The following is a 24,003-nucleotide window of genomic DNA, read 5'->3' as shown; positions in this document are numbered from 1 at the left end:
ACCACCATGTACCGCCTGCTCAACGATCGTCGCGACCTGCCGCATCTGCGGCTCTACCTCCAGTGCGCGCTGATATTCATTCCCGCCGCAGCCGTGCTGTTTGGGCTCGGCCGCTTTCCCTGGTGGTCAGGCGTTGCATACGTGCTCGTCTGGAACGCGTTCGGCGACCGTTTCACGATGAGCTACCACTGCACGCTGCATCGGCGGCTCTTCAGGAAGCAGTACCGTGCGCTCGAAATCCTGCTCGACTGGGCGCTGTGTCCGTTCTTCGGTCAGACGCCGGGCACGTTCTATGTCCATCACATGGGCATGCATCACATCGACGACAACCTGCCACGCGACCTGAGCTCCACGATGCGGTTTCAGCGCGATAGCGTCATCGGCTTTCTGCACTACTACCTGCGCTTCGCCGCGCTGGTGCCGCTCGATCTGTCCGTCTATCTGTGGCGCTCGCGCAATACGAAGCTGATCAGGCAACTGCTCGCGGGTGAGGTCGCGTTCTACGCGGCGGTCGCCGCCGCCGCGTACTGGAACCTGCGGGCGACGCTCGTCGTGTTCGTGTTTCCGTTCGTGTTCGTGCGGCTGATGATGATGATCGGCAACTGGGTCCAGCACGCGTTCATCGACCCCGATCAGCCTGACAACCCGTACACGAGCAGCACCAATACGATCGACTCGCGTTTCAATGCGCGCGTCTTCAACGCCGGTTATCACATCTACCACCACGTCCGCAAAGGCACGCACTTCAGCGAGCTCACGAAGGAATTCGCGGCGAACCTCGAGAAGTACGGTCGCGAGGACGCGGTCGTGTTCGATCGCATCGACATCGCGCAGATCTGGCTGCTGCTCGTCACGCGCCAGCACCGCAAGCTCGCCACGCATTTCGTGCGCTTGCCGGGCGCGCCGGTGCGCAACGACGACGAGGTGATCGCGCTGCTGCGTCGCCGTCTGCAGCCGATCCGCGACTGGACGCCCGCTGCTTCGCTCGATCGCTGAATCTCGATTAATTGACCGGGGACCCGTCACCATGAACCAGACGCTAGTCGATGCCGTTGCAGCGCTGCCGCGCGGCGACGCTCGAGGCCTTCGCTTCGTCTCCACGCACGGTGACGAGCACTACTATCCTTACGAGGCGCTCGAACGCGAGGCGCGCAACCACGCGAAAAAGCTCGTGGCACTGGGGCTGAACAAGGGCGAGCGCGTCGCGCTCGTGATACTCGACCCGGAAGCGTTCATCCTGAGCTTCCTCGGCGCCTCGTTCGCCGGTCTCGTCCCGGTACCGATATTTCCGCGCGGAAGCCTGAACTTCAGGACCCGCACACGTTACGCCGAAACCGTCAGTCACATCGTGCGCTCGGCAGGCGCCCGGATGCTGCTCACGTCGAACTCGACAAGAGAGACCATCGAGGACGTGCTCGCCGTCGACACCGGTCTCGAACGTATCGTGACCATTGAAGCGCTGCTCGACGGCGAGCCGCCCGCGTGCGATTTGCCCACGCTGGATCCCGATGACCTGTGCTTCCTGCAATACACGTCGGGCAGCACGTCGCTGCCGAAAGGCGTGATGGTCACGCATCGCAATCTGGTCGCGAATGCGACAGCGTTCCTCGGACCCCGCGGCATCGATCTGCGCGAGCAGGACGTCTATGTCAGCTGGCTGCCGCTGCACCACGACATGGGGCTCATCAGCGTGCTCGGCGCGCTGATCTGCGACTTGCCGTGCGTGCTGCTGGCAACCGAAGCGTTCGTGCGCCGGCCCGGCCTCTGGATGGAGGCGATCACGAAATACCGCGGCACCATCAGCTTCGCGCCGAACTTCGCGTACGCGCTCGCCGCTCGCCGTAGCCGCGACCAGGACCTCGAGGGCCTCGATCTGCGGCGGCTGCGCGTCGCCGGCTGCGGTGCCGAGCCGATCAACGCGCAAGCGCTGCGCCAGTTCTGCGCGCGCTTCGAGCCGGCCGGTTTTCGTGCCGAAGCGCTGCTGCCGTGCTACGGGATGGCCGAAGCAACACTCGCGATCACGTTTCACGACCACGGCCAGCCGCTCGTCACCGACGTCGTCTATGCGGCCGCGCTGGGGCTTGGTCGAGCGATACCGGCTGCGCGTGATAACGGCTTACGCACGATCGAACTGGTCGGCTGCGGCCATTGCTTTCCCGGCCACGAGTTGCGGATCGTCGACGAATCCGGGCGCGCGCTGCCCGAACGCTGCGTCGGCGAAATCGTCACGCGCGGGCCCAGCATCACCGTGGGCTATTACGGCCAGGCCGACGCGAGCGCCGACGCGTACCGCGACGGCTGGCTGCAGACCGGCGATCTCGGCTACCTCGCCGGCGACCAGCTCTATATCTGCGGCCGCAGCAAGGACCTGATCGTCATTCACGGCTCGAACCTCTATCCGCAGGACATCGAATGGGCGGTGGCCGAGTTGCCGAGCGTGCAAAGCCGCGGTGTCATCGCGTTCAGCGTGATGCGCGACGGCGACGAGACACTGGTCGTCTGTGCCGAGGGCAAGCCGGCGGAGGCCACGGCGCTGCGGCGTGCGATCGCGCAGAAGGTCGCCGAATGCGCGGGCCTGCAGGTCGGTCACGTTGCGATCGTGCAGGCGGGCAGCTTGCCGCGGACCTCGAGCGGCAAGGTACAGCGCCGCCGGACCAAGGCACAGTTCGAAGCCGGCGAGCTGGAGGAACACTCGTGAGCATGCACTGGCGCGAGATCATGCTGACGCTGTCGGGCGCACTCACGCTCGCCGCCTGTCACGCGAAAGAAGCCGAGGTGACGCTGCCGCGCCCGGTCATCGCCGTGGTCGTGCATCGAAACAGCAAGCCCGTGCTCGCGACGCTGCCGGGCGAAGTCAACGCACGCTATGCGACGCCGCTGTCGTTTCGCATCGCGGGCAAGCTGATCGAGCGGAAGGTGCGGCTCGGCGACACGGTCACGGCCGGCCAGGCGATCGCGCGGCTCGATGCCGATGACGCGCAGCGCAGCCTCGCGAGCGCGCAGGCCCAATTGATGGCGGCGCAGCATCGGCTCACCTTCGCCGAGCAGCAACTCGATCGCGACCGGGCGCAGGCGCAGGAACAGCTGATCTCGACAGCGCAGCTCGAGCAGACCCAGGATGCGTATGTGGCGGCCGCCGCGCAGCGCGATCAGGCGCTACAACAGTTCGCGCTGCTGCAGAATCAGACGCGGTACACGGTCCTCACGGCGGACCATGCCGGCGTCATCACCGCGGAAGACGCCGATACCGGGCAGAACGTCGCGGCGGGACAAGCGGTCTACCATCTCGCCTGGTCCGGCGAGGTCGATATTCTCTGCGACGTGCCCGAGAGTCTGCTGAACGCGCTGGCGATCGGCAGCGCGGCCAGCGTCTCGCTGCCGGCCGCCACGGGCAGACGCTTCACGGCACACGTGCGGGAGCTGTCGCCGGCCGCGGACCCCGGCAGCCGCACCTATCGCGCGAAACTGACGCTCGATGCGCCAGGCCCCGAGGTCCGCCTCGGCATGACCGCCACCGTCACGTTCGCCGCGGCCGGCGAGGCGCAAGCGGACGACCCGATCACGCTGCCCGCGAGCGCGCTCTTTCACGACGGCAACGCGCCGGCCGTCTGGGTCGTTCGGCCGGGCGACCAGGCGCTGGAACTGCGCCGGGTCCAGGTTGGCCGCTACGACGACCGCACGATCTCGGTCGCGCGAGGCCTCAACGACGGCGAGCGCGTCGTGCTGCAAGGGGTGCATACCGTCAGCGCCGGCGAAACCGTGCGCGCGGTAGCGCCGTTGCATCCCGAGGACTTCGCATCATGAGAGCGCCGTTCGGCCAGGGGCCCGACGGAGCGGGTGGACCCGGCGGACCCGGTGGAACGGGCGGACCGCGGCGGCCGGCAGCGGACGATACCGGCCGCTTCAATCTGTCCGCGTGGGCGATCCGTAACCAGGCGCTGGTCATCTTCGCAGTCGTGCTCGCGACGCTGTTCGGCGGGCTCGCCTATTCCCGGCTCGGACAATCCGAGGACCCGCCGTTCACGTTCCGCGCGATGGTGATCCGGACCTTCTGGCCCGGCGCGACCGCACGCCAGGTCGAGGAACAGGTGACCGACCGGATCGGCCGCAAGCTGCAGGAAACGCCTCATCTCGACTATCTGCGCAGCTACTCGCGTCCCGGCGAATCGCTGATCGTCTTCACGATGAAAGACTCCGCGCCGGTGAACGAAGTGCGCGAGACGTGGTACCAGGTACGCAAGAAAATGGCCGACATCGCGGATACGCTTCCGCCCGGCGTGCGGGGGCCGTACTTCGACGACGAGTTCGGCGACGTCTACACGAACATCTATACGCTCGCCGGCGACGGGTTCTCGCCGGCGCAATTGCACGACTATGCCGACGAACTGCGCGGCGTGCTGCTGCGCGTGCCCGGGGTCGCGAAAGTCGATTATTTCGGCGACCCCGACGAGCACATCACGATCGAGATTCCCAACGCGCAATTGACGCGGCTCAGTATCACGCCGCAACAGCTCGCGCGGGCGATCAACGCGCAAAACGCGGTCACGCCGAGCGGCACGCTGACCACCGCGTTCGACCGCGTGTACGTGCGTCCGAGCGGCCAGTTCACCGACCTGAAGACGATGGCCGACACGCTGATCGACATCAATCACCGCCTGGTTCGTCTCGGTGACATTGCCACGATCAGGCGCGGCTACGACGATCCGCCGGTCTCGCAGGTTCGCACCGGCGGCCGCGCGGTGCTCGCCATCGGCATCACGATGCAGGCTGGCGGCGATGTGATTCAGCTCGGCAAGCGGCTCGATGCGCAGACAGCGGAATTGCGTGCGCGTCTGCCCGCGGGGCTCGAACTCGTCGAGGTGTCCAGCATGCCGCACGCGGTCTCGCATTCGGTCAACGGTTTTCTGCGGGCCGCCGCCGAAGCGATCGTGATCGTGCTGGCCGTGAGCCTCATCTCACTGGGCTGGCGCGCCGGCGTGGTGGTGGCGATCTCGATCCCGGTCGTGCTCGCGGTCACCGCGCTATGCATGAACGGCTTCGACATCGGCCTGCACAAGATCTCGCTCGGCACGCTGGTCCTCGCGCTGGGCCTGCTCGTCGACGATGCGATCATCGCGGTCGAGATGATGGCCGTGAAGCTCGAGCAGGGCTGGGGCCGCGCGAGGGCCGCGGCGTTCGCCTACAGCAGTACCGCATTTCCGATGCTGACGGGAACCCTCGTCACGGTGGCGGGATTCCTGCCGATCGCGCTGGCAAAATCGGCCACCGGCGAATACACGCGCTCGATCTTTCAGGTGTCCGCGATTGCGCTGATCGCTTCGTGGTTCGCGGCGGTCATGCTGATTCCGTTGCTCGGCTATCACCTGCTACCCGAACGTAAGGGCACGACCGCACGCGAGACGCCTCGGCGCGCGCTTCGCAAGCTCCGCCGGCGCGACGACGCGCAGACGCGCCGGACCCCGGTGGCGGCGCCGCGCGCCAGCCGCTTTCATGACCGCCTGCGCGACTGCATCACGTGGTGCGTGAAGCGGCGCCTCGTCGTGCTCGGCGTCACGGCCGCCTTGTTCGTTGCCGCGTTGGCCGGCTTCGCGCTCGTGCCGCAACAGTTCTTCCCGAGCTCCGAGCGGCCCGAACTGCTCGTCGACATGCGGCTGCCCGAAGGCGCGTCGTTCGAAGCGACGCTGCGCGAAGCCGCGCGCCTCGAAAAGACGCTGGCCGGCCGGCCCGAGATCGATCATCTGGTCGACTTCGTCGGCGCGGGCGCACCGCGCTTCTACCTGCCGCTCGACGTGCAGTTGCCCCAGCCCAACTTCGCGCAGCTCGTGATCACCGCGAAGTCCGTCGACGACCGCGCAAAGCTCGAACGCTGGCTCGCGAGCACGCTGCAAAACAGCTTTCCCGCCGTGCGCGCGCGCGTTTCGCCGCTCCAGACGGGCCCCTCGGTCGGCTATCCGGTGCAGTTTCGCGTCAGCGGAAGCGACCTCGCCACCGTGCGGGAGATCGCGGAAAAGGTCGCGGCGACGATGAAAGCCGATGCCCGCACAACGGGCGTCCATTTCGACTGGGACGAACCGGGCGAACGCTCGGTGCGCTTCGAGATCGACCAGCAGAAGGCGCGCGAGCTCGGCGTCACGTCGGAAGACGTGGCGAGCTTCCTCGCAATGACGCTATCGGGCTATACGTTCACGCAGTACCGGGTCCGCGACCGCTCGATCAGTGTCGATCTGCGTGCGCCCCAGCGCGAGCGGGTCGATCCCGACGAGATCGTGAACCTCGCGATGCCGACGCCGAACGGCCCGGTGCCGCTCGGCGCGCTCGCCCACCTCAACAACGAACTCGAATACGCGGTGATCTGGGACCGCGACCGTCAACCGACGATCACGGTCCAGGCCGACGTGCGCGGCAACGCGTTGGATATCGACGTGACCCAGGCGATCGATCGGACGCTCGCGCCGCTACGCGCGTCGCTGCCGATCGGCTACCGGATCGAGACCGGCGGCGCGGGCGAGATCAGCGGCAAGGCGCAGGCGTCGGTGATCGCGCAGCTTCCGCTGATGCTCGTCGTGGTGTTGACGCTGCTGATGATTCAACTGCGCAGCTTCGCGCGCGTGCTGATGGTCGTGCTCACCGCGCCGCTCGGGCTCATCGGCGTGGTCGCCGCACTGCTGCTGTTCGGCAAGCCGTTCGGCTTCGTGGCGATGCTCGGCGTCATTGCGATGTCCGGCATCATCATGCGCAACTCGGTGATTCTGGTCGATCAGATCGAACGCAATATCGCCGCGGGCCAGGGGCGCTTCGATGCGATCGTCGGTGCCACGGTCCGGCGCTTCCGCCCGATCATGCTGACCGCCGCGGCGGCCGTGCTCGCGCTGATCCCGCTGCTGCATTCGGCCTTCTTCGGACCAATGGCGACCGCACTGATGGGCGGCATCACGGGCGCCACGGTGTTGACGCTGTTCTTCGTTCCCGCGCTGTACGCGACCGCGTTCAAGGTGCGGCACTTCGAACGCGGTGTGCGAACCGCGACCCCGACAATCGAATATACGTGGAGCTGATCGTGGGCACAGACTGCAACCCCGTCGACGGGCCGGCGCTCGCGAGCGCGCCGCATTTCGCCGGCGCGCCGGGTCGAGCGCGGGCAGCGGCGATCCATGGTTGGCGCGCGGCGTTCGGCGCGGCCGCGACGATCGCGCTTGGCGCATGCTCGTTCGGTCCAAACGGCGAGCCGCCCGCGATGCCCTCTCCCGCCCATTACGGCGTCGAGCCTCAGCCCGCGCAAACGGTCGCCGCGCTCGGTGTCGCGCAGCACTTCACCACCGGCGCGCAGCCTGTGCCGCAATGGTGGCGGCTGTTCGAATCGACAGCGTTGAATGAGCTCGTCGAAGAAGGTCTGCGCAACAGCCCGACCCTCGCTGCCGCCGACAAGCACCTGGCCGCGGCACACGAACAACTACGGGCGCAGATCGGCGCCTCGCTGCTGCCGTCGGTCGATCTGGTCGGGCAGGCCTCGCGCGGGCGCGATCTCGGCATTCCGGTCCCCGGCGGCCCGAATACGCTGCTTTACAACGAGTTCATCGGCGTAGTCCAGGCGCAATATACGTTCGACCTGTTCGGCGCGGCGCGTAAAGCCAACGCGGCCCGATCAGCGCGTGTCGAGATCGACGCGTATCAACGCGAAGCCGCGCGCCGCGCACTGGCCACCAACATCGTCACGGCGACGATCGCGGCGGCGATGTTGCGCGCCGAGATCGACGCGACCGAGCGATTGATCGCGCTTGCGGGCGATCAGGCTCACGATACCGAACGGCATTACGAGCTCGGATCGCTGACGCGCGGCGACGTGTCGACTGCGCGGCAAAGCATCGCCGCGCTCGAGGTCAGCGTGGCCGATCTGCGGCAACGGCTGACGGTGACGAGACATGCGCTTGCGGTGCTGCTCGGCCGCACGCCCGACGCGGCGCCGCCCGAGCCCGAGCTGGCGAGCCTGCACTTGCCGCAGGACCTGCCCGTCGTGCTGCCATCGGACCTGTTGCGCACGCGGCCCGATATCGCGGCCGCCGAGTCGGCGCTGAAAGCCGCCGCAGACGACGTCGGCGTCGCGACGGCACAGCTGTTTCCGAGCCTGACGCTGAACGCCTCGATGGGACAAGGCGGGTTCAACTGGCCGCTCGCGCTGTCGGGCGCAGGCGCGATCTGGAGTATCGCCGCGACGATGTCGCAAGCGCTTTTTCATGGCGGCGCGCTCGTCGCACAGCGGCGCGCGGCAATCGACACCTACGAGGCCGCCGTGTTCGAGTACAAGCAGACCGTGCTGGCGGCGTTCGAAAACGTCGCGGACACGCTTGCGTCGCTCGAACACGACGCGCAGGCGCTCGAGGCCGCGAGCGGCGCTGCGCGTGAAGCACGCGAGGCGTTCGACGATGCCACGTCGCGTCACCGGCTCGGCGCGCTGCCCGCTGCATCCGCCCGCGGCGGCGAGCAGCAGTACGAAGCAGCGAGGCTCGAAGAAATCCGCCTGATCGGCCGGCGCCTGGCCGATACGGCGACGCTGTTTCAGGCGATGGGCGAGCTGCCGGCGGGCAGCAGCCAGACACCTGACCATCTGGCCGGCAAGTGATCGGGCCGCCGCTGCCGACGGCGCCCGCTTGCGTTCAGCCGGCGCGTCCCCGCGGAACGCCCACAAGGTAAGTCAGACCGATCGGCGAGCCCTGCACCGGCAGCGTGCCGATGTCCCATTCGAAGCTCTGCTGGTCCGGGATACTCGCCACCATCTCACGCAATTCGTCGGGGTTGTAGATGCGCAGCATCGACACGATGCCGTCGAACAGACACAGCAGCGGGATAGCCGGCAGCACATAAGTGAGCGCTAGTCGCGACCAGCGAAACGGTCGGATCAGCGGAGTCAGCGCGAGCATCATCAGCGGCATCGCCAGGATGAACACGACACCGAGCAGCCGGTGGTCGGCACCCTCGACTATGACGATCGCGCGGCGCTTCGTCACCGCGTCGGCGAGGATCGCCCGCGCATCGTCCGGCCGAAAATGGTGGAAAGCGTTGAACATCGTGCGCACACCGTCGAATCCCGATGGCACGTTCATCGCGTCCACCGGTTCGCTCACATAGGTGACGCGGCCGGCTGCCCCGGCGGATACGCGCTCGTACGCGGCGCGATTGGGATAGAAGTCGGTCAGCTGCACCGCCACGCGTCCGGACTGCGCGAGCAACGGTGCAAGCGTCTGCCACGGGCCGCCGCCGCCCGAGCACAGATCGACGATCCTGTCGTTGCCGACCCGCCGCATCGCTTCGCGCAGCTTGCCCGCGATGACGTTGAAGCCCTTGAGGGTATTCGCCAGGAAATGCAGCCAGTCCGTGCCGCCGTCACGGATCGCCCGTGGGCACCACGGCTGGTCTTCGATTTCGAGCAGATGCAGGCGTCGCATGATCACGCGGGCAACCGAGGTAACTGAAAACCGGCGGATTTCATAACGTGCCCTGGCAGTGTGCAACCGGGTAGACGGAGAAGGCCGGCACGCTAGGGCCTGTCAGCCTTGGCTGAGCGGCAACTTACTACCAAAGTTAAACGAGTCAACGCGTGGGCTTCTTAACGACGTCAGTCGACTATACGCTGAGCCGCGCCGGCGACGTTAGCGGTTCGCATCCTGCATAATGACCACGCATGAGGACTTACCCGCATCATCCGCCGGACGGCGGCCGGGAGACGAGCGATGCAAAACGACAGACCGCCGCCGCGGCGGGTGACATATGAGAAAGGGATCCGGATCGGCGGCCCCGGCTGGTTCGGCCGCTTGCTGACCATCGCCCTGAGCGCGATCTTGTTCGTGGTGGCCGCGATGCTGTCGATCGTGCTGTTCGCCGTGCTGTTCGCGGTCGGCACGATCGTCGTCGGGTATCTGTGGTGGAAGATGCGCGCGTTGCGCCGGCAGACGGTCGCGAATGGCGACGACGCCCGCACCATCGACATGGAGGTCGTCCACAAGGACCCGCCCGACGACGATTCCGCGCCACGCTGAGGATCGGCTACGCGCGCCTCAAGCCGCAAGGGCCGCTTCGACCGCGCTTAAGTAATTGCGAAAGCCGGCCTGCTGCAGCGCCTCTCGCAGTCGCAGCAGTTCAAGTCGCGTGGCTTCGCTGAGCGGCGCCCGAAGCGCGAGTGCAAGCGCACGGCCACGCGCCGCGAAAAGCTCGGACCACGGCAACGGTTCGCGCTGTGTATAGGCCTCGAGTGCGTCCACGTAGTGCAGCATGCCAGCAGGATCGCCCGCCCCCAGCATCGCTTCGACGGCGTCGCGGTAAAACCACAGGTGATTGTGGCCGACCGCGCCAAGGCGCAACAGCGCCTCGCCTTCAGCCAGTAGCCGCGTACGCTCGTCTTCGTCGTCAACCGCGCGGCTCAGTGCGCTCAAGGCCTTTGGCCCGGAAAACTGAGTCCCTACCTCGCGTGAGATGGCGAGTGCTTCGCGCAGCGCCACCACTGCTTCACTACGGCATCCTTCGTCCAGTAACAGGCGACCCTGCATCTCCAGATTCTGCGCTTCGAAGCGGCGTGCACCCAATTGCCGGATCACACGCATTTCCTGCACCAGATGCTTGCTGGCCGCCTGCGCATCGCCCAGTTCCTGGCAGGCGAACACCCCCAGCGTCTCCCCCAGCAATTGCGCGCGAGGCTGCCCGATCAACTCGGCGGCGCGGGCGGCGGCGCTTGCGTCCTCGCGAGCCTGACTTGCGTCGTTCAGATAAATGCGGCTGAAGCCCTGCATCGACAGATTGGCGACCTCGATGCGGCCGAACCCGTGTTCGCGGCTCATCGCGACGCATTCGCTGAAATGATGGAACGCGGTCCGCATGCGCCCCTGCGCATACGCCGCATCCGCCAGGCCGCCGAGCGCGCGAGCCTCTGCCTCGGGCAGACCGAGTCGCCGCGCGTAGCCGAGACCGCGCTCATGCTCGGCGCTGCAGGCGTCGATCTTGCCGAGCGGAAAGAGAATGTTGCCGCGCAGATGATGGAGGCTTGCAAGCTCCGCCAGCCGGTTGTCTCGCTCCGCGATCTTTTGCGCTTGCGCGAGTAAGCCGAGTGCTTCGTCGAGACCCTCGCTGACACGCAGACCCTCCGCGAGCCCGAGCTGGCAGTCGCATCGGGCGGCGTCGTCGGTGGCGGCGGCGAGTGCAGTGCGGTACGTCACGATCGATCCTGCGATGTCGCCCAGGTCGCGCTGAAGTTCGCCCTTGCAGCAGCTCAGTGCATGGCGGTCCGCGTCCGACTGCGCGATTTCGATGCCGCGCTCGGCCAGCCGCAGCGCGGCTTCGAAACGATGGGCGGCACGCTGTGCGGCCGCAGCGCCCAGGTAGGCGTGCGGCGCGTGCTCGTCTTCGGCGCGGTCGAGGTGCTGGGCGTACAGCGTGACATCGCTCTGTGCGAACCATTCGGCCGCGCGCAGATGAAGTTCACGGCGGCGCGCGCGCAACAACGTCGAGTAAGCGCTCTCCTGGATCAATGCGTGCGCGAACAGGAAGTCGTCGCCTTCCGGCAGCACGAGTGCATTGACGAGCAGGCCGTCGCAGACGTAGCCAGGATCGTCCACGAGCTCTCGCAGCAGCGCGAGGTCGAAACGCTGACCGATCACGGCGGCCGCCTGGAACGCCAGGCGGTCACGGGGCGCGAGCCGGTCCATCCGCGCGAGCACGAGACTGCGGATCGACGCGGGCACGTTGCCGCCGCTGCCTTCTTCAGCGTTGCGCAGCAGTTGTTCGAGAAACAACGGATTGCCGCCCGCGCGCTCGATGCAGGCGAGCGCGACGCGCTGGGTCGCATCGATGAAATTGCCCGCCAGGCTCTGGGCCTCGTCCTTGCGAAGCGGTCCGAGATCGATCGTCGCGAACGGGGTGTCGCGGCAACGTGCGCGCCAGCCTGCATCGATCGGATCGCCTTCCACGCGCGAAGTCGTGACCAGCAGGCCCGTGCCGTTGGCAATGCCTGACGCGAACGCCGACAGGTAGCCGATGACTTCGGAATCGGCCCAATGCAGGTCTTCGACGACGATGAGCGTCGCCGCATGGGCGCAAGCGTCCTCGGTCAGCCTCACGGCGAGCGACTGCTTGCCGCGCTTGCGCGCGCCGTGGTCCATGGCCTCGTAGATGGTTTGCCATTCGGCGGCCTGCGGGAGATCGAGGAAGTCGTGCAGAAACACGATCTGCTCGGCCTTGACGATACCTTGGGTCGCGACCTGCGCGGCGGCGGCCTGCCGCGCTTCACTCGATGCACCGGCCGGTAAGCCGAGCAGGCTTCCAATGATGGTCCGCACCGGATCCTGGCCCTTGCCGACGCCGAAATCGAGCACGAGGCTCCGATGGAGCGTGAAGCCCTGTGCCTGCGCATGGCGGCGCATCTCGTCGACGAGCCGCGTCTTGCCGATCCCGGCTTCGCCCCGCACATGAACGACATGCCCTGCTCGCCTTGCCATGCATGCATGAAGGATGCCGTGAAACTGTTCGAGCTCGGCTTCGCGTCCGACGAAGCGGCTGCGGCTCGTCCTGACGGGCTCGCTGCCAAGCGCGACGAGCCGCCATGCCCGCACCGGCGTGTCGATGCCCTTGAAGCGCCGCTCGCCGATTGCTTCGCAACTGGCGGCGTCGCCGAGCGTGCGCGCCGCGTCGTCGGATATCCAGGTTTCGCCGGCGGCCGCGGCTGCCACGAGCCGAGCGGCCAGGTTCACCGGATCGCCATGCACGGTGTAGTCCTGCGCGTCGGCGCGGCCCAGCGCGCCCGCGATGACCTCGCCGCTCGCAATGCCGATGTGCGCCTGCAACGGCCGCCCGGTCTGCGCGGCCAGCCGCGCCAGGCCGTCGTGAATGTCGAGAGCGGCACGGGCGGCGCGCAGCGTGTCCGTCTCGTGCGAGCGGGGCGCGCCGAACAGCGCCATCACCGCGTCGCCGATGTGCTTGTCGATCGTGCCGCCATAGGCGAGCACGATCCCGTCGACCAGCGCCGTGTAGCGTCCGATCAGCGCGCGCAAGTCTTCGGGATCGAGCGAGCGCGAAAGCATCGTGTAGCCGCAGAGATCGGCGAACAGAATCGTGACCTGCCTGCGCTCGTCCGCGGGCACGTCGTTGTCGGCGGAGGTCTGGGGCGGTAGCGGCGCGGCCGCCGTTAGGGCGCCTGCCGCCGCGGCCAGAATGCGCTTACGGTGGCCGAGCGACTGTACCCCCAGCTCTTTCAGGTCCACGTCGGTCAGCTGCCCGAGCAGCGACATGTCGATGTCGTTTGCCGCGAACGCGTGGGCGTACTGCTCGAGCCCGAGGTCCCGCAGCCATTTCTCGATATCCATGTTCGTCGCCCCGCCTCCGATGCGTGGCCCCGCGGGCAAAAGCTCAGACGAATCGCGCGCGTGCCGGCCGCCGGTGTGAACGGCTCCGGAGCTGCATGGCCTTTGCGTGGAGTTCGCCAGGTACGGAGCCGATGAATAACCAGTGTAGGTGTCCGATAAGCACGCTGCATCGCGTTTGACAGCCGTTCGAGCCGCGCAGGATACTGGCTGGCGCGCCTCACGGCGCCCTTGCATTCGACCGGGAATCCACGTGAAGCCGGGCAAGACCGTTTCCGTTTCCGTCTCCGAGATTCCGCTGCGCTCGCGTTTGGCGGGTCTGCCTGGCGACGTGGCGGCGGGCGCCGTTTCGACGCTCGTCATGCTGTGCTATGCGATGAGCCTCGGCACGATGATCTTTAGCGCCGATCTTGCCCGCTACGCGATGCTGGGCGTGCCCACCGCGCTCGTGAGCTGCGTCGTCACGGCGCTCGTGATCGCCTTGACGAGTTCGATGCGCGTCAACATTGGCGGCCCCGACAGCAACGCCGCCGCCTTTCTCGCCGGCGTGGCGGCGGGGGTGGCCAGCAGCGTGCGCGCGGACGGCGGTTCACCGCAGACGCTGATCCTCACTGTGCTGATCGCCATCGCGCTCTGTTCGCTCATGACGGGCATCGTGCTCTATGCGATCGGCTCGTCGAAGCGCAGCCGCTCGTTGCAGTTCCTGCCCTATCCGGTGCTCGGCGGATTTCTCGCGGGCACGGGCTACCTGCTGCTCGCCGGGGCGTTCCGCGTGCTGACGGGCCAGCCGCTGCAGTGGCACACGCTCGCGTTGCTCGCGCACCTTCACTGGCTCACATGGGCTCCGGCGCTAGTCGTCGGCGTGCTGGCCACGGTACTGATGCGCACGTGGCAGCACATTGCCGCGCTGCCGCTCACGCTGGCCTTCGGCGTCGTGCTTTTCTACGTTCTGCTGCAGGTTGCCGGAGTTTCGATCGACGACGCGCGCGGCATGGGTCTGCTGCTGCCGCGCGTCAAGCTGCACCTATCCGGGCTGCCGGAGTTGCACCTGGCCGCGAGGCTCGGACAGGGCGGCATCGACTGGTCGGCGGTCGGCGCGCATCTTCCCGAGAGTCTGGTGGTGACCTCGGTGTCGGCCGTGACGATCCTGATGAATTCAACGGCGATCGGCGCGGCCACCGGGGAGGACGTCGACCTCAATCGCGAGATGCGCGCCGCCGGCCTCGCCAATCTCGCGAGCGGACTGCTGGGCGGCATGGTCGGCTACCAGTCGTTCAATCGCTCGATGCTCAACGCACGGGTGGGCGCAACGAGCCGGGTGGCGGGCGTGTTCGCCTCGCTCGCGTGTGTGGTCGTGCTCGCCACTTCGCCGGGCATCGTGGCGCTCTTTCCGGTGCCGGTGCTGGTCGGCCTTCAGCTCTTCATGGGGCTGCGCTTGCTCGTGCATTGGCTGGCGGGCGCCTGGACCAAGCTCAACTGGTATGAGTATCTGCTCGTGCCCGTGATTCTCGGCACTATCGCGGCGTACGGCGTGATCGTCGGCGTAGGGGTCGGCGTCGTTGCAGCATGTGTGATGTTCACGCTGCTCTACGGTCGGGTCGGCTGCATACGCATGGAGTTCGACCTGCGCGCGCGGACCTCGAATGTTGAGCGCAGCATCGAAGACACCCAGGCTCTGCGCGCAATCGGCCCCCAGGTATGCGGAATGTGCCTGCAAGGGTTTCTCTTCTTCGGCACGGCCAATTCGATTCTGCAGCGCCTTCGCGAGCGATTCGGCGCCGGGAATCCGTCGCAGGTCCGCTTCGTCGTGCTCGACTTTGCGGCGACACATGGCATGGATGCATCCGTATCCATCAGCTTCGTCAAACTCAGGCAGCTCTGCGCCGCAAGAAGCGTGGACCTCGTGTTGACCGCGCTGCCGCCGCGCTCGCGCGATCTGCTCGTGAAGACCGGCACGCTCAACCTGAAGATCCATGAATTCGATACGCTCGATGCGGGTCTCGAATGGATCGAAGACAAACTGCTCGCGTCGAACTCGCTCGCGATCGCGCATGGCGGCGATCTGCGGGCGATGCTCGAGCCGCATTTCACGGCCGGCGCGTTGAACGGCTTGATCGCGTGTCTGGAGGTGCAGGATCTGCTTTCGGGGCAGGCGCTGTTTCGTCATCGCGAGCCGGGCGACGCGCTGTATTTCGTCGAGCAAGGACGTGTCGCGATCTCGCTGCCGCTCGGCGATGGCCGCTCGGCGCGTCTGCGCTCGTTCGGCCCGGGCACGGTCGTGGGGGAAATGGCGGTGTACACGCAGCAACAGCGCAGCGCGGATGTGATTGCCGAGGCACCGACGCGCGTGTACCGCCTGTCGATCTCCCGGCTGCTCGAACTCGAACAGCAGGATCCGGCGACGGCGCAACAGTTGCATCGGTTTCTCGTGAAGACCATTGCGTTGCGTCTTGCCGTGGCCGATGAGGCACTACGCGCGGCTTTATGAGCGGCAGCGCCCCTAACCAGCGGCGCCCCCAACCCGTCACCACGTCCCGCTGAATGCCTGCTGTACCTTGACGGGATCGGTCACGCCGTTGGCCACCAGCAATTGCGTCAGCAATCGCGCCTTCTGCGGATTCAGATCGAGCGATGCGACGAATCCGCGCTTGTCGTCGTCCACCTCGACGTTGCGGTTCACGAACCCCGACACCAGGCGCGTCGAGCGAACCACCACGATGCCTTTTGCCGCCGCGCGGTCGAGCGCCGCGAGGGCTTGCTTCGACATGTCACCATCGCCTTCGCCGGCGACGACGATGCCCTTCGCGCCATCGGCGATCGCATGATCGATCTGGCGGCCATCCATGTTGCTATGCGCGTAGACGATATCGACGCGCGGCAATTGCCCACTCGCGGGCAGGCTCAGCGCAGCGCGCGTCGATTGCACCGCCGGCATCACGAAGCGCACGCTCGCCGGATCGACATAACCGATTGCGCCGGCATTCGGCGACGAGAACGCCTGTACCGCCGTGGTATTGGTCTTGGTGATCCAGCGCGGCGCGTGAATCTGGTCGTTCATCACGACCATCACGCCTCTGCCACGCGACTGCGGGCTCGCCGCCACTTCGACGGCTTCGTACAGATTGCCGGGACCGTCGGCGCTCGCGGAACCGCCCGGTCGCATCGAGCCGACCAGCACCACCGGCTTGTCGGAGCGCAGCACGTTGCTCAGGAAGAACGCCGTTTCCTCGATCGTATCGGTGCCGTGCGTAATCACGATGGCGTCAGCCTCGTTCCGCTCGAAGACCTCGTCGATCCGCCGCGCAAGCTGCAACCAGATCTTGTCGTTCATGTCCTGCGAGCCGACGTTCGAGATCTGCTCCGCGCTGATGCTCGCGAGCTTCTCGATGCCCGGCACGCCGCGCACCAGTTCCTGCCCCTTCACGTTGCCCGAGTTGTAGCCGATCGCCGAACGGGGATCGGCGGTTCCCGAGATGGTGCCGCCGGTGGCCAGCACCAGAACACGCGGCGTTGCCGTGACCGCGCTTGCCTGTTGCGATGGCGCGTCGGCAGCCTGTGCGCAGGTACCCGCGGCAAGTGCCGCGATCAGCAGTGCCGCCGAACCGCACAGCCGCCTTGCTTTTCGATCGATCGTGTTGCCGTTCATCTTTCTCTCCTCCATCGTTTAAAAGAGTCGCGTGCGTATGCACGCGACCTGTGACCGGAACAACCTTCGTCGCTCACGCCGCCGACGACATCTTTCTTGGTTGCGTCAGCATGGCGGGTTGAAGAATCTCGTCGAGCTGCGCCTGACTCAACAGCCCTTTGTCGATCACGATCTGCGCGACGCTTTTGCCCGACGCAAGCGCTTCCTTCGCGACTTCGGTCGAGTGCGTATAGCCGATGTACGGGTTCAGCGCGGTCACGATGCCGATCGAGCTCTCGACGATCGCGCGCAGCCGCTCGCGATTCGCGGTAATGCCGTCGACGCATTTCGACGCGAGCGTGAGGCACCCTGCGCGTAAATGGGCGACGCTCTTGAACAGGCTGTGCGCGATGATCGGCTCGAACGCGTTGAGCTGGAGCTGCCCCGCTTCGGCGGCGAAGCTCACCGTCACATCGTTGCCGATGACTTCGAACGCGATCTGGTTGACGACCTCCGGAATCACCGGATTCACCTTGCCCGGCATGATGCTCGAACCCGCCTGCACCGGCGGCAGGTTGATTTCGCCGAGGCCCGCGCGAGGACCGCTCGAAAGCAGGCGAAGATCGTTGCAGGTCTTGGAGAGTTTTACGGCGACGCGCTTCAGTACACCGGAGAGTTGCACGAACGAACCGACATCCTGCGTCGCTTCGATCAGATTCGGCGACGTGGTCAACGCGATACCGGTTATTTCGCTCAAGTGCCTGCATGCAAGCTGCGCGTATTCCGGATGTGTATTGATGCCGGTGCCGATCGCCGTCGCGCCGAGATTGATTTCGCAGATGAGCTGGGCCGCTTCCTTCAGCCGCTCTTCGTCTTCGCCGAGCATCACAGCGAAGGTGCTGAACTCCTGGCCGAGCGTCATCGGTACGGCGTCCTGAAGCTGCGTGCGGCCCATCTTCAGGTCGTTGCCGAATTCCACCGCCTTGCGTTCGAACGATGCGCGCAACACGCCCATCGCGTCGACCAGTTGCATGATGCCCGCGTACGTGGCGATCTTGAGCGCGGTCGGATAGACGTCGTTGGTGCTCTGGCCGAGATTCACGTCCTCGTTCGGATGGAGAACCGCGTATTCGCCGCGCTGTTGCCCGAGATGTTCGAGCGCGAGATTGGCGATGACCTCGTTCGCGTTCATGTTGGTCGACGTGCCCGCGCCGCCCTGAATCACGTCGACGACGAAATGCTCGTGCGCGGTGCCTGAGCGCACCTGCCTGCATGCGTGCACGACGGCCTGCATCTTCACTGCGCTCAATAGGCCGAGATCGTAATTCGCGAGCGCGGCGGCTTCTTTCACGCTCGCCAGTGCGTTGACGAGGTTCGGATACACGGAGATCGGAATACCCGTGATGGGAAAGTTCTGCAGCGCGCGCAGCGTGTGTACGCCGTAGTACGCGGTCGCGGGCACGGCGAGATCGCCGAGAAGGTCGTGTTCGATACGTTCGGTCGGTGCAAGCATGATTACCTCTCAGGTTCTGAAATCGACAGGCGAGCGGGGTCATCCGGCACACCTCGTGTGCAGGTCCGTCGCATTGACTGGGTGATGCGGTTGGGTTATCGAGGCGGCGCTGTCGCGCAGGCGACACACTGCTTCGCGAGCACGTCGGTCGGATCGACCACGCTCACGCGCACGCCGTTCGCGCCGATCACATACGGCCCGCGAATCAGCAGCGGCAGTTCCGTGCAGCCGAGAACGATCACTTCGACGCCGTCGGCGACAAGCCCGTCGATCGCCGCGGCGAGGTCTTGCTGGCACTGCCCCGCCGTGAATCCGGCCTTCACGCCTTTGTTGCCGTAGATCGCGTCCATCACGCGCGCCTGCAGCGCGGGTGCCGGGACGACCTGCCGCAAGCCGTGCGATTCGAGCGCCTTTTCGTAGACGCCGCTCGCGAGCGTGCCGGAAGTCGCGAGCACGCCGACCGAGCGCAGCGCGGGAAACGACTCGCGCAGATAACGCACCGTCACCGTCAGCATATTGACGATCGGCACGCCGAGATAAGGCTGTATCCGCTCGACGAAGGCATGCGCCGTATTGCACGGGATCGCGATCAGATCCGCGCCGCCCGTTTCGAGTTTCTTGCAGGTCGCATAGAGCGAGATGGTCGGGTCTGGTCCATCGCCGATCAGATTCTCCGTGCGATCCGGGATCTGCGGGTTCTGCTCGACGAGCAGCTTGAGGTGGTCCTGATCGCGCCGCGCGGGCGTCGCGCGCACGATCTTGTGAATGAAATCGACGGTGGCCGCCGGACCCACGCCGCCCACCACGCCGACCTTGAAAATCGTCTCGGGCGTGTGGTACTGGCCGGACACCACGTACTGCGCATAAGCCAGGTTCGAATCGACGAGCGGCACGCGCAACGCACCGAGTTCGTCCGCGACCAGCGCGATCTCGGTGAGCCCCGGCACGATGACGTTGGCGCCCTGTTCGATCAGGTCCTCGCACGCCGCCCGCAGCAACTCGGCCGGACGGCCACGCAGATTGCCGCTCTTCACGCCATCCTCGCCATAAACGGCCTCGGTGACGAAATCGATGCCGTCGCCGATGCGCGGGTGGATCACTTCGAACTCGGGCGCCGCGAAGTACTTCTCGAACAGGCGCCTGCGCCGCGTATGCGCCGACGCGAGCACGCCCACGCGGCGCACCGCGGGAAATCTTCTGCGCACGTGGCTGCGCACCGCATCGATCATGTCGACGATCTGCAGCAGCGAATTGGCTTTCAGTTCGTCGATGAACGTGTGACTCAGGAAGCACGGCAGCACGACCGTCGTCACGCCGCGCTTCTCGAAGCTGCTGATCAGATCGAAGATGTACAGCTTGCGCTGCGTCAACGTCTCGCTGTCGGCATCGGCGCTGCGAAACGGCTGCTGCTCGAAGATCGCATCGAAGTGCTCGGCGTCGCGCGTGGCCGGCGTCGATTTGATCAGTTTGAAGAACACGTCCGCGCTCGCGAGCGGGCCGAGCCCGCCCACCACGCCGAATTTGCGCGCGCTCGTGGCAGACGTTGCGTCCATGCCGCTCATTTCGTCTCGCCTTCGAGCCGGCCGAACGAAGCCGTCGCCATCGCCGTGCGGCGTTCCTGCCGCGTCACGCGCTGGCCCTCCCACTTCGCGATGGCTGCCGTCGCGATGCTGTTGCCGATCACGTTGGTCGCCGTGCGCCCCATGTCGAGAATCTGGTCGATCGCGAGCACCAGCACGACGCCCGATGGCGGCAAATGGAACATCGGCGCCACGGCCGCGACGACCACCACCGAGCCGCGCGCGACACCCGCCATGCCTTTGCTGCTCACCATCAGCACGAGCAGCATCACGATCTGCGTGCCGATCGGCATGTCGATGCCGAACGCCTGCGCGATGAAGATCGCGGCGAAGGCCTGATACATCATCGAGCCGTCGAGATTGAACGCATAGCCGAGCGGCAACGTGAAGCCGACCACTTTCTTGTCGACGCCGAATTCCTCCAGCTTCTCCGTCAGGCGCGGATATGCCGCCTCGCTGCTCGCGGTGGAGAACGCCAGCATCGCGGGTTCGCGGATCGCCTTGAGCAAGGCCCAGACCGGCTTGCCGAGAAACGCGTAGCCGGCGAGGATCAGCGCCGCCCACAGCAGCGCGAGCCCCGTATAGAAGCTGGCGACGAGCTTGCCGTACGTCGTCAGCACGTCGAGGCCATGCACCGTGATCGCCGATGCCAGCGCGCCGAACACACCGACGGGCGCGAGACGCATCACATAGTCGGTCAGTTTCAGCATGGTGGGCACGAGCCCTTCGACGCCCGCGATCAGCGGCGCGACGCGCGGGTCCGATTTGATCACGCTGAGCACGATGCCGAACATCACCGAGAAGACGAGGATCTGCAGGATATCGTTGCGCGCCATCGCATCGACGATGCTGGTGGGGAAAGCGTGTGTGACGAAGTCCTTGAAGTTCAGGCTCGACGTGTTGAGGCCGGTGGCCACGTCAGCGCTCGTCTGGGACATGTGCAAGCCCGCGCCCGGTTGCAGCAGGTTCGCGAGCACGAGGCCGAGCGCGAGCGAGAACAGCGACGCGCACAGGAACCACGCGATCGAGCGCAGACCGATGCGGCGCACGTCGCTCGTGCCTTCCATGCCGGCGAGACCTGACACGAGCGTGGCGAACACCAGCGGCGCGATGATCATCTTCACGAGCCGCAGGAAGATATCGGTGACGATGGAAAAGTAGCCGGCGATCTCCTTTGCCTGCGCGGCATCGGCCGCCGTGCGATGGCAGACATAACCGACGGCCACGCCGAGCAGCATGCCGGCGAGGATGTAGAGGGTAAGCCGATTCTTCATGTGTCTCCGTCCTGAGATTATTTGTGACTGGACGGAATTCTAGAGACGGCAGAAAAGACGTGAATGCTAGTGTTGCATACGGCTATGCAAGTTTCGCATAACGCGGGATAACCCTGGCGGCGCTATTCGGCTGACCCCGACGAGGCCCGCAGATGCCGCCACAGCGTATCGAGCAGTTCAGTGCGGTTCGTGAGGTCGCGATACACGCGCAACTCCAGCTCCAGTTGCCATTCGGAGCGGCCGGCGGCGACAAGCTGGCCGCTGTCGAGTTCGGCGGCGATCGAGCTCTTCGGCAGCCAGGCGACACCCTCGCCTTCCAGCACGAGCTTCTTCACGACCTCGGCCATGTCGGATTCATAGTGAAGATGCAAGGCGGGCGACGCTTTGCTCTGCTCCATCAGCAACGCGAAGCAGCGCCCAAAGTAGCTCGTCTCCGTATAGGCGATGAACGGCATCGGATGTTCGATCACGCCGGGCAGACGGTACACGTGCGCAAGCCGCTGATTGGGCCTGCATACCGGCATGAAAGTATCGACGCCCACGGTCACGCATTCGTACCTGGTCGGATCGAGATGCAACGGCAGCTGCGGATGGTGATAAGCGAACATCAGCTCGCAGTTGCCGTTGACCAGCATCAGTATCGAATCGTGCACGTTCGCCGGAATCACGCGCGCGCGCACTTCGCCGACATGCTTGGACAGCGTGCGCAGCCACGCGGGCAGGAAGTTGAGCGCGATCGTGTGGCCGGCTGCGATCTGCAGGCTCGTGCCGGCGATGCGCTGTTCGGTGCGAATGATGGCGCGCGTGTCGAACAGCTTGTCGAGGACGTCTTCGGCCGCGTCACGAAACAGTTGCCCTGCCGGGGTCAGGGTCGGCGGAAAGCCGCTGCGATCGACGAGATCGGCGCCGACCCATTGTTCGAGCGACTGGATCCGTCTGCTGAAACCCGACTGCGTGACGTTGCGAAACTCCGCCGCCCGGGAAAAGCTCTGATAGCGGGCGAGCGCGATGAAGTCTTCGATCCACTTGATTTCCATCAGCCGTCGGTCTCCGGTCCGGCGACGAATGGACTCGCCGCTGCGCCCGCAATTCTACGCCTGGCCGCGCCGCACGCTGACTATCGGACCGGCGTCAAACCGCCATGCACAGGTACTTCAAGGTAATCATCGATCCCGTAATGCGAGCCCTCCCTACGAGCCCATTGCGCGTCGCCATGCTCGCGACGCGCGCCATCCCATCGACGATCCCGTCACGCCGGCGAGGTTTCGGTGTTCAGCTTTGACACCAAACCCGTCTTCTCGTCGTAGCGGTAGCCTTGTTTCTCGAGGTGAGCGTTGATCGTTTCGACGACCACTTGCTGCTGAATCTCCTTGCGCAGCAATTCATGCTCCGGCTTGATCTGGCCCAGTTCAGCGGCAAGCCGGCGGCTCAATGTCGCTTCGCCTGCGCCGCGGGCAAGGACGACCACCATTTTTTCATTCGCCTGAGCCAGTTGCTGCTTCAGTGCGTTCGAGTAGTCGGACCATTTCCTGACGGTCTCCCGCGCTTCGGCAATTGCGGCGGCATGCGCGTCCGCGTCGCGCGTCATCTGCGCCTTCAATGCCTCGAGCTGCTGAGAGTCGGCAGTCACCGGCGACGCCGACTCCGGGCCCGCGACGTTCTCGCTCGCCACCGCGCTTTCGGCCAGTTCGGCCGCGCGCTGCTGCTCCGCGTCGGCACGCTCCTGCGCCTCCGACAAGCTGGCCGACAGTCTCGCGATTTCGGAGGCGCCCGCGTCACGCTCATCGGTCAGGCCGGCGATCTGCGTCTGGACATTCTGCAATTCAAGTGCGGCGGCATTGCGTTCAGCCTGCGCGCCCGCGACCTCTTCCCGGCGGGTCGCGTGCGCTTCCTGCTCGGCCTGCAGCTCCGCGCGAATCGCTTCGAGCTCGCTTTGAAGACGAGCGACCGCTTCGGAATGCGCCGCTTCCAGCGCCGCACGCTCCGTTTCGTCGGCCGGCGTTTCGACGACTGACCCAGCCGACTCGTTCGCCACCTCGCCCTCGCCCGCGGCGTCGGTCTCCTCGTGCGAAACGGCTCGGCGCTCCGCGGCCAGTTCCGCGCTCTGCAGTTCCGCTTCGAGGAGCGAAACGCGCTCAGCAAGTTCCTGCGCGCGCTTCTCCGCCGCGTCGGTCCGTTGCACGGCGAGCGCAATGTCCTCTTCGAGACCGGCTACTGCGTCGACTTTCTCGTCGTAGGCGCTCGTCATCTTATCCAGTTGGACTTGCAGCGCATCGAGTTCCTGGACGGTGGTTTGCAGTTCCGCAAGCGCGTCGTCGCGCTCGTCGCTGGCGTCCTCGACGCGCTGGCGCATCGCGGCGAGGCGTCGCGCCACTGCGCGTTCAGCTTCATCCTGCGCTGAGCTCCACAGCCGGTCGAGCGCATCGCGCATGGTATCGGTCACGGTTTCCGGCAAAGCCGGACGTTCGACGACCTGCGGCACCCGCGGGGCGCGCGTTTCACGCCACTTGCGCAATGCCGCTGCCACCGCGACCACCGAGCCTGTATGGACTTCGGACCAGATGGCTACCGGAGACACCTTCTCGCCCTCTTCGGCCATCCGGTTTGCGATTTCAGCGACGAGTTCGTCCGTGATCGTAATGTTGCTTGACATGCCTGCCTCGACAAAGTG

At 66.0% G+C, this 24,003-nt stretch carries 15 protein-coding genes; 7 read left to right on the top strand and 8 right to left on the bottom strand.

Going from position 1 to position 24,003, the window contains the following annotated elements:
• Positions 1-6: 6 nt before the first annotated feature.
• Genes F6X40_RS22675 through F6X40_RS22655 form a run of 5 tightly spaced genes read left to right on the top strand, consistent with a single transcriptional unit; the run spans position 7 to position 8,617 of the window.
• Complete coding sequence (locus F6X40_RS22675; RefSeq protein WP_187629291.1) at positions 7-996, top strand: fatty acid desaturase; 990 nt, start codon at positions 7-9, stop codon at positions 994-996.
• Positions 997-1,027: 31 nt separating this feature from the next.
• On the top strand, positions 1,028-2,698 hold the full coding sequence (locus tag F6X40_RS22670) for a fatty acyl-AMP ligase (RefSeq protein WP_187629290.1): 1,671 nt from the start codon (positions 1,028-1,030) through the stop codon (positions 2,696-2,698).
• Between the two features lie 2 nt (positions 2,699-2,700).
• On the top strand, positions 2,701-3,804 hold the full coding sequence (locus F6X40_RS22665; protein WP_187629322.1) for an efflux RND transporter periplasmic adaptor subunit: 1,104 nt from the start codon (positions 2,701-2,703) through the stop codon (positions 3,802-3,804).
• A complete protein-coding gene (locus F6X40_RS22660; RefSeq protein ID WP_262421511.1) occupies positions 3,801-7,055 on the top strand; it encodes an efflux RND transporter permease subunit in 3,255 nt (1,084 codons plus the stop codon). The genes F6X40_RS22665 and F6X40_RS22660 overlap by 4 nt, the downstream gene beginning before the upstream one ends.
• Positions 7,046-8,617: an efflux transporter outer membrane subunit gene (locus F6X40_RS22655; RefSeq protein ID WP_187629289.1), complete on the top strand. Its 1,572-nt coding sequence runs from the start codon at positions 7,046-7,048 to the stop codon at positions 8,615-8,617. Before F6X40_RS22660 ends, F6X40_RS22655 begins: the two co-directional genes overlap by 10 nt.
• A gap of 34 nt (positions 8,618-8,651) precedes the next feature.
• Here the strand turns inward: F6X40_RS22655 and F6X40_RS22650 are convergent, their stop codons facing one another.
• Entirely contained in the window at positions 8,652-9,440 is a 789-nt protein-coding gene (locus F6X40_RS22650) for a class I SAM-dependent methyltransferase (RefSeq protein ID WP_262421510.1), read from the bottom strand.
• Between the two features lie 285 nt (positions 9,441-9,725).
• Here F6X40_RS22650 and F6X40_RS22645 point away from each other — a divergent pair, with 285 nt between their 5' ends.
• Entirely contained in the window at positions 9,726-10,031 is a 306-nt protein-coding gene (locus F6X40_RS22645; RefSeq protein ID WP_184073165.1) for a hypothetical protein, read from the top strand.
• 18 nt (positions 10,032-10,049) lie between these two features.
• On the opposite strand, the gene F6X40_RS22640 is transcribed toward F6X40_RS22645, so the two are convergent.
• A complete protein-coding gene (locus F6X40_RS22640; protein WP_187629288.1) occupies positions 10,050-13,343 on the bottom strand; it encodes an adenylate/guanylate cyclase domain-containing protein in 3,294 nt (1,097 codons plus the stop codon).
• Between the two features lie 250 nt (positions 13,344-13,593).
• Between F6X40_RS22640 and F6X40_RS22635 the strand changes: the two genes are divergently transcribed.
• On the top strand, positions 13,594-15,828 hold the full coding sequence (locus tag F6X40_RS22635) for an SLC26A/SulP transporter family protein (RefSeq protein WP_187629287.1): 2,235 nt from the start codon (positions 13,594-13,596) through the stop codon (positions 15,826-15,828).
• Between the two features lie 36 nt (positions 15,829-15,864).
• Here the strand turns inward: F6X40_RS22635 and F6X40_RS22630 are convergent, their stop codons facing one another.
• The 6 genes from F6X40_RS22630 to F6X40_RS22605 all read right to left on the bottom strand — a co-directional run bounded on the left by F6X40_RS22630 (position 15,865) and on the right by F6X40_RS22605 (position 23,985).
• Positions 15,865-16,986, bottom strand: coding sequence for an asparaginase (locus F6X40_RS22630; RefSeq protein WP_187629286.1), 1,122 nt, complete (start codon positions 16,984-16,986; stop codon positions 15,865-15,867).
• A 73-nt stretch (positions 16,987-17,059) separates the two neighbouring features.
• Positions 17,060-18,478 (bottom strand): aspartate ammonia-lyase, encoded by a 1,419-nt coding sequence (aspA, locus tag F6X40_RS22625; protein ID WP_187629285.1) that lies wholly within the window; start codon positions 18,476-18,478, stop codon positions 17,060-17,062.
• Between the two features lie 95 nt (positions 18,479-18,573).
• Positions 18,574-20,040, bottom strand: coding sequence for an aspartate/glutamate racemase family protein (locus F6X40_RS22620; protein ID WP_187629284.1), 1,467 nt, complete (start codon positions 20,038-20,040; stop codon positions 18,574-18,576).
• Positions 20,037-21,332 (bottom strand): dicarboxylate/amino acid:cation symporter, encoded by a 1,296-nt coding sequence (locus F6X40_RS22615; RefSeq protein ID WP_184073154.1) that lies wholly within the window; start codon positions 21,330-21,332, stop codon positions 20,037-20,039. Before F6X40_RS22615 ends, F6X40_RS22620 begins: the two co-directional genes overlap by 4 nt.
• Positions 21,333-21,454: 122 nt before the next feature.
• The gene (locus F6X40_RS22610; RefSeq protein ID WP_187629283.1) at positions 21,455-22,369 is read right to left on the bottom strand and encodes a LysR substrate-binding domain-containing protein; all 915 of its coding nucleotides are present in this window, start codon (positions 22,367-22,369) and stop codon (positions 21,455-21,457) included.
• Positions 22,370-22,581: 212 nt separating this feature from the next.
• Positions 22,582-23,985 (bottom strand): DNA-binding protein, encoded by a 1,404-nt coding sequence (locus F6X40_RS22605; RefSeq protein ID WP_187629282.1) that lies wholly within the window; start codon positions 23,983-23,985, stop codon positions 22,582-22,584.
• Positions 23,986-24,003: the final 18 nt, after the last annotated feature.

Source organism: Paraburkholderia sp. UCT31, assembly GCF_014397655.1.
Classification (GTDB): Bacteria; Pseudomonadota; Gammaproteobacteria; order Burkholderiales; family Burkholderiaceae; genus Paraburkholderia; species Paraburkholderia tuberum.
Note: the sequence above shows the minus strand (reverse complement) of the source record. Positions and strands in the feature narration are given on the sequence as shown.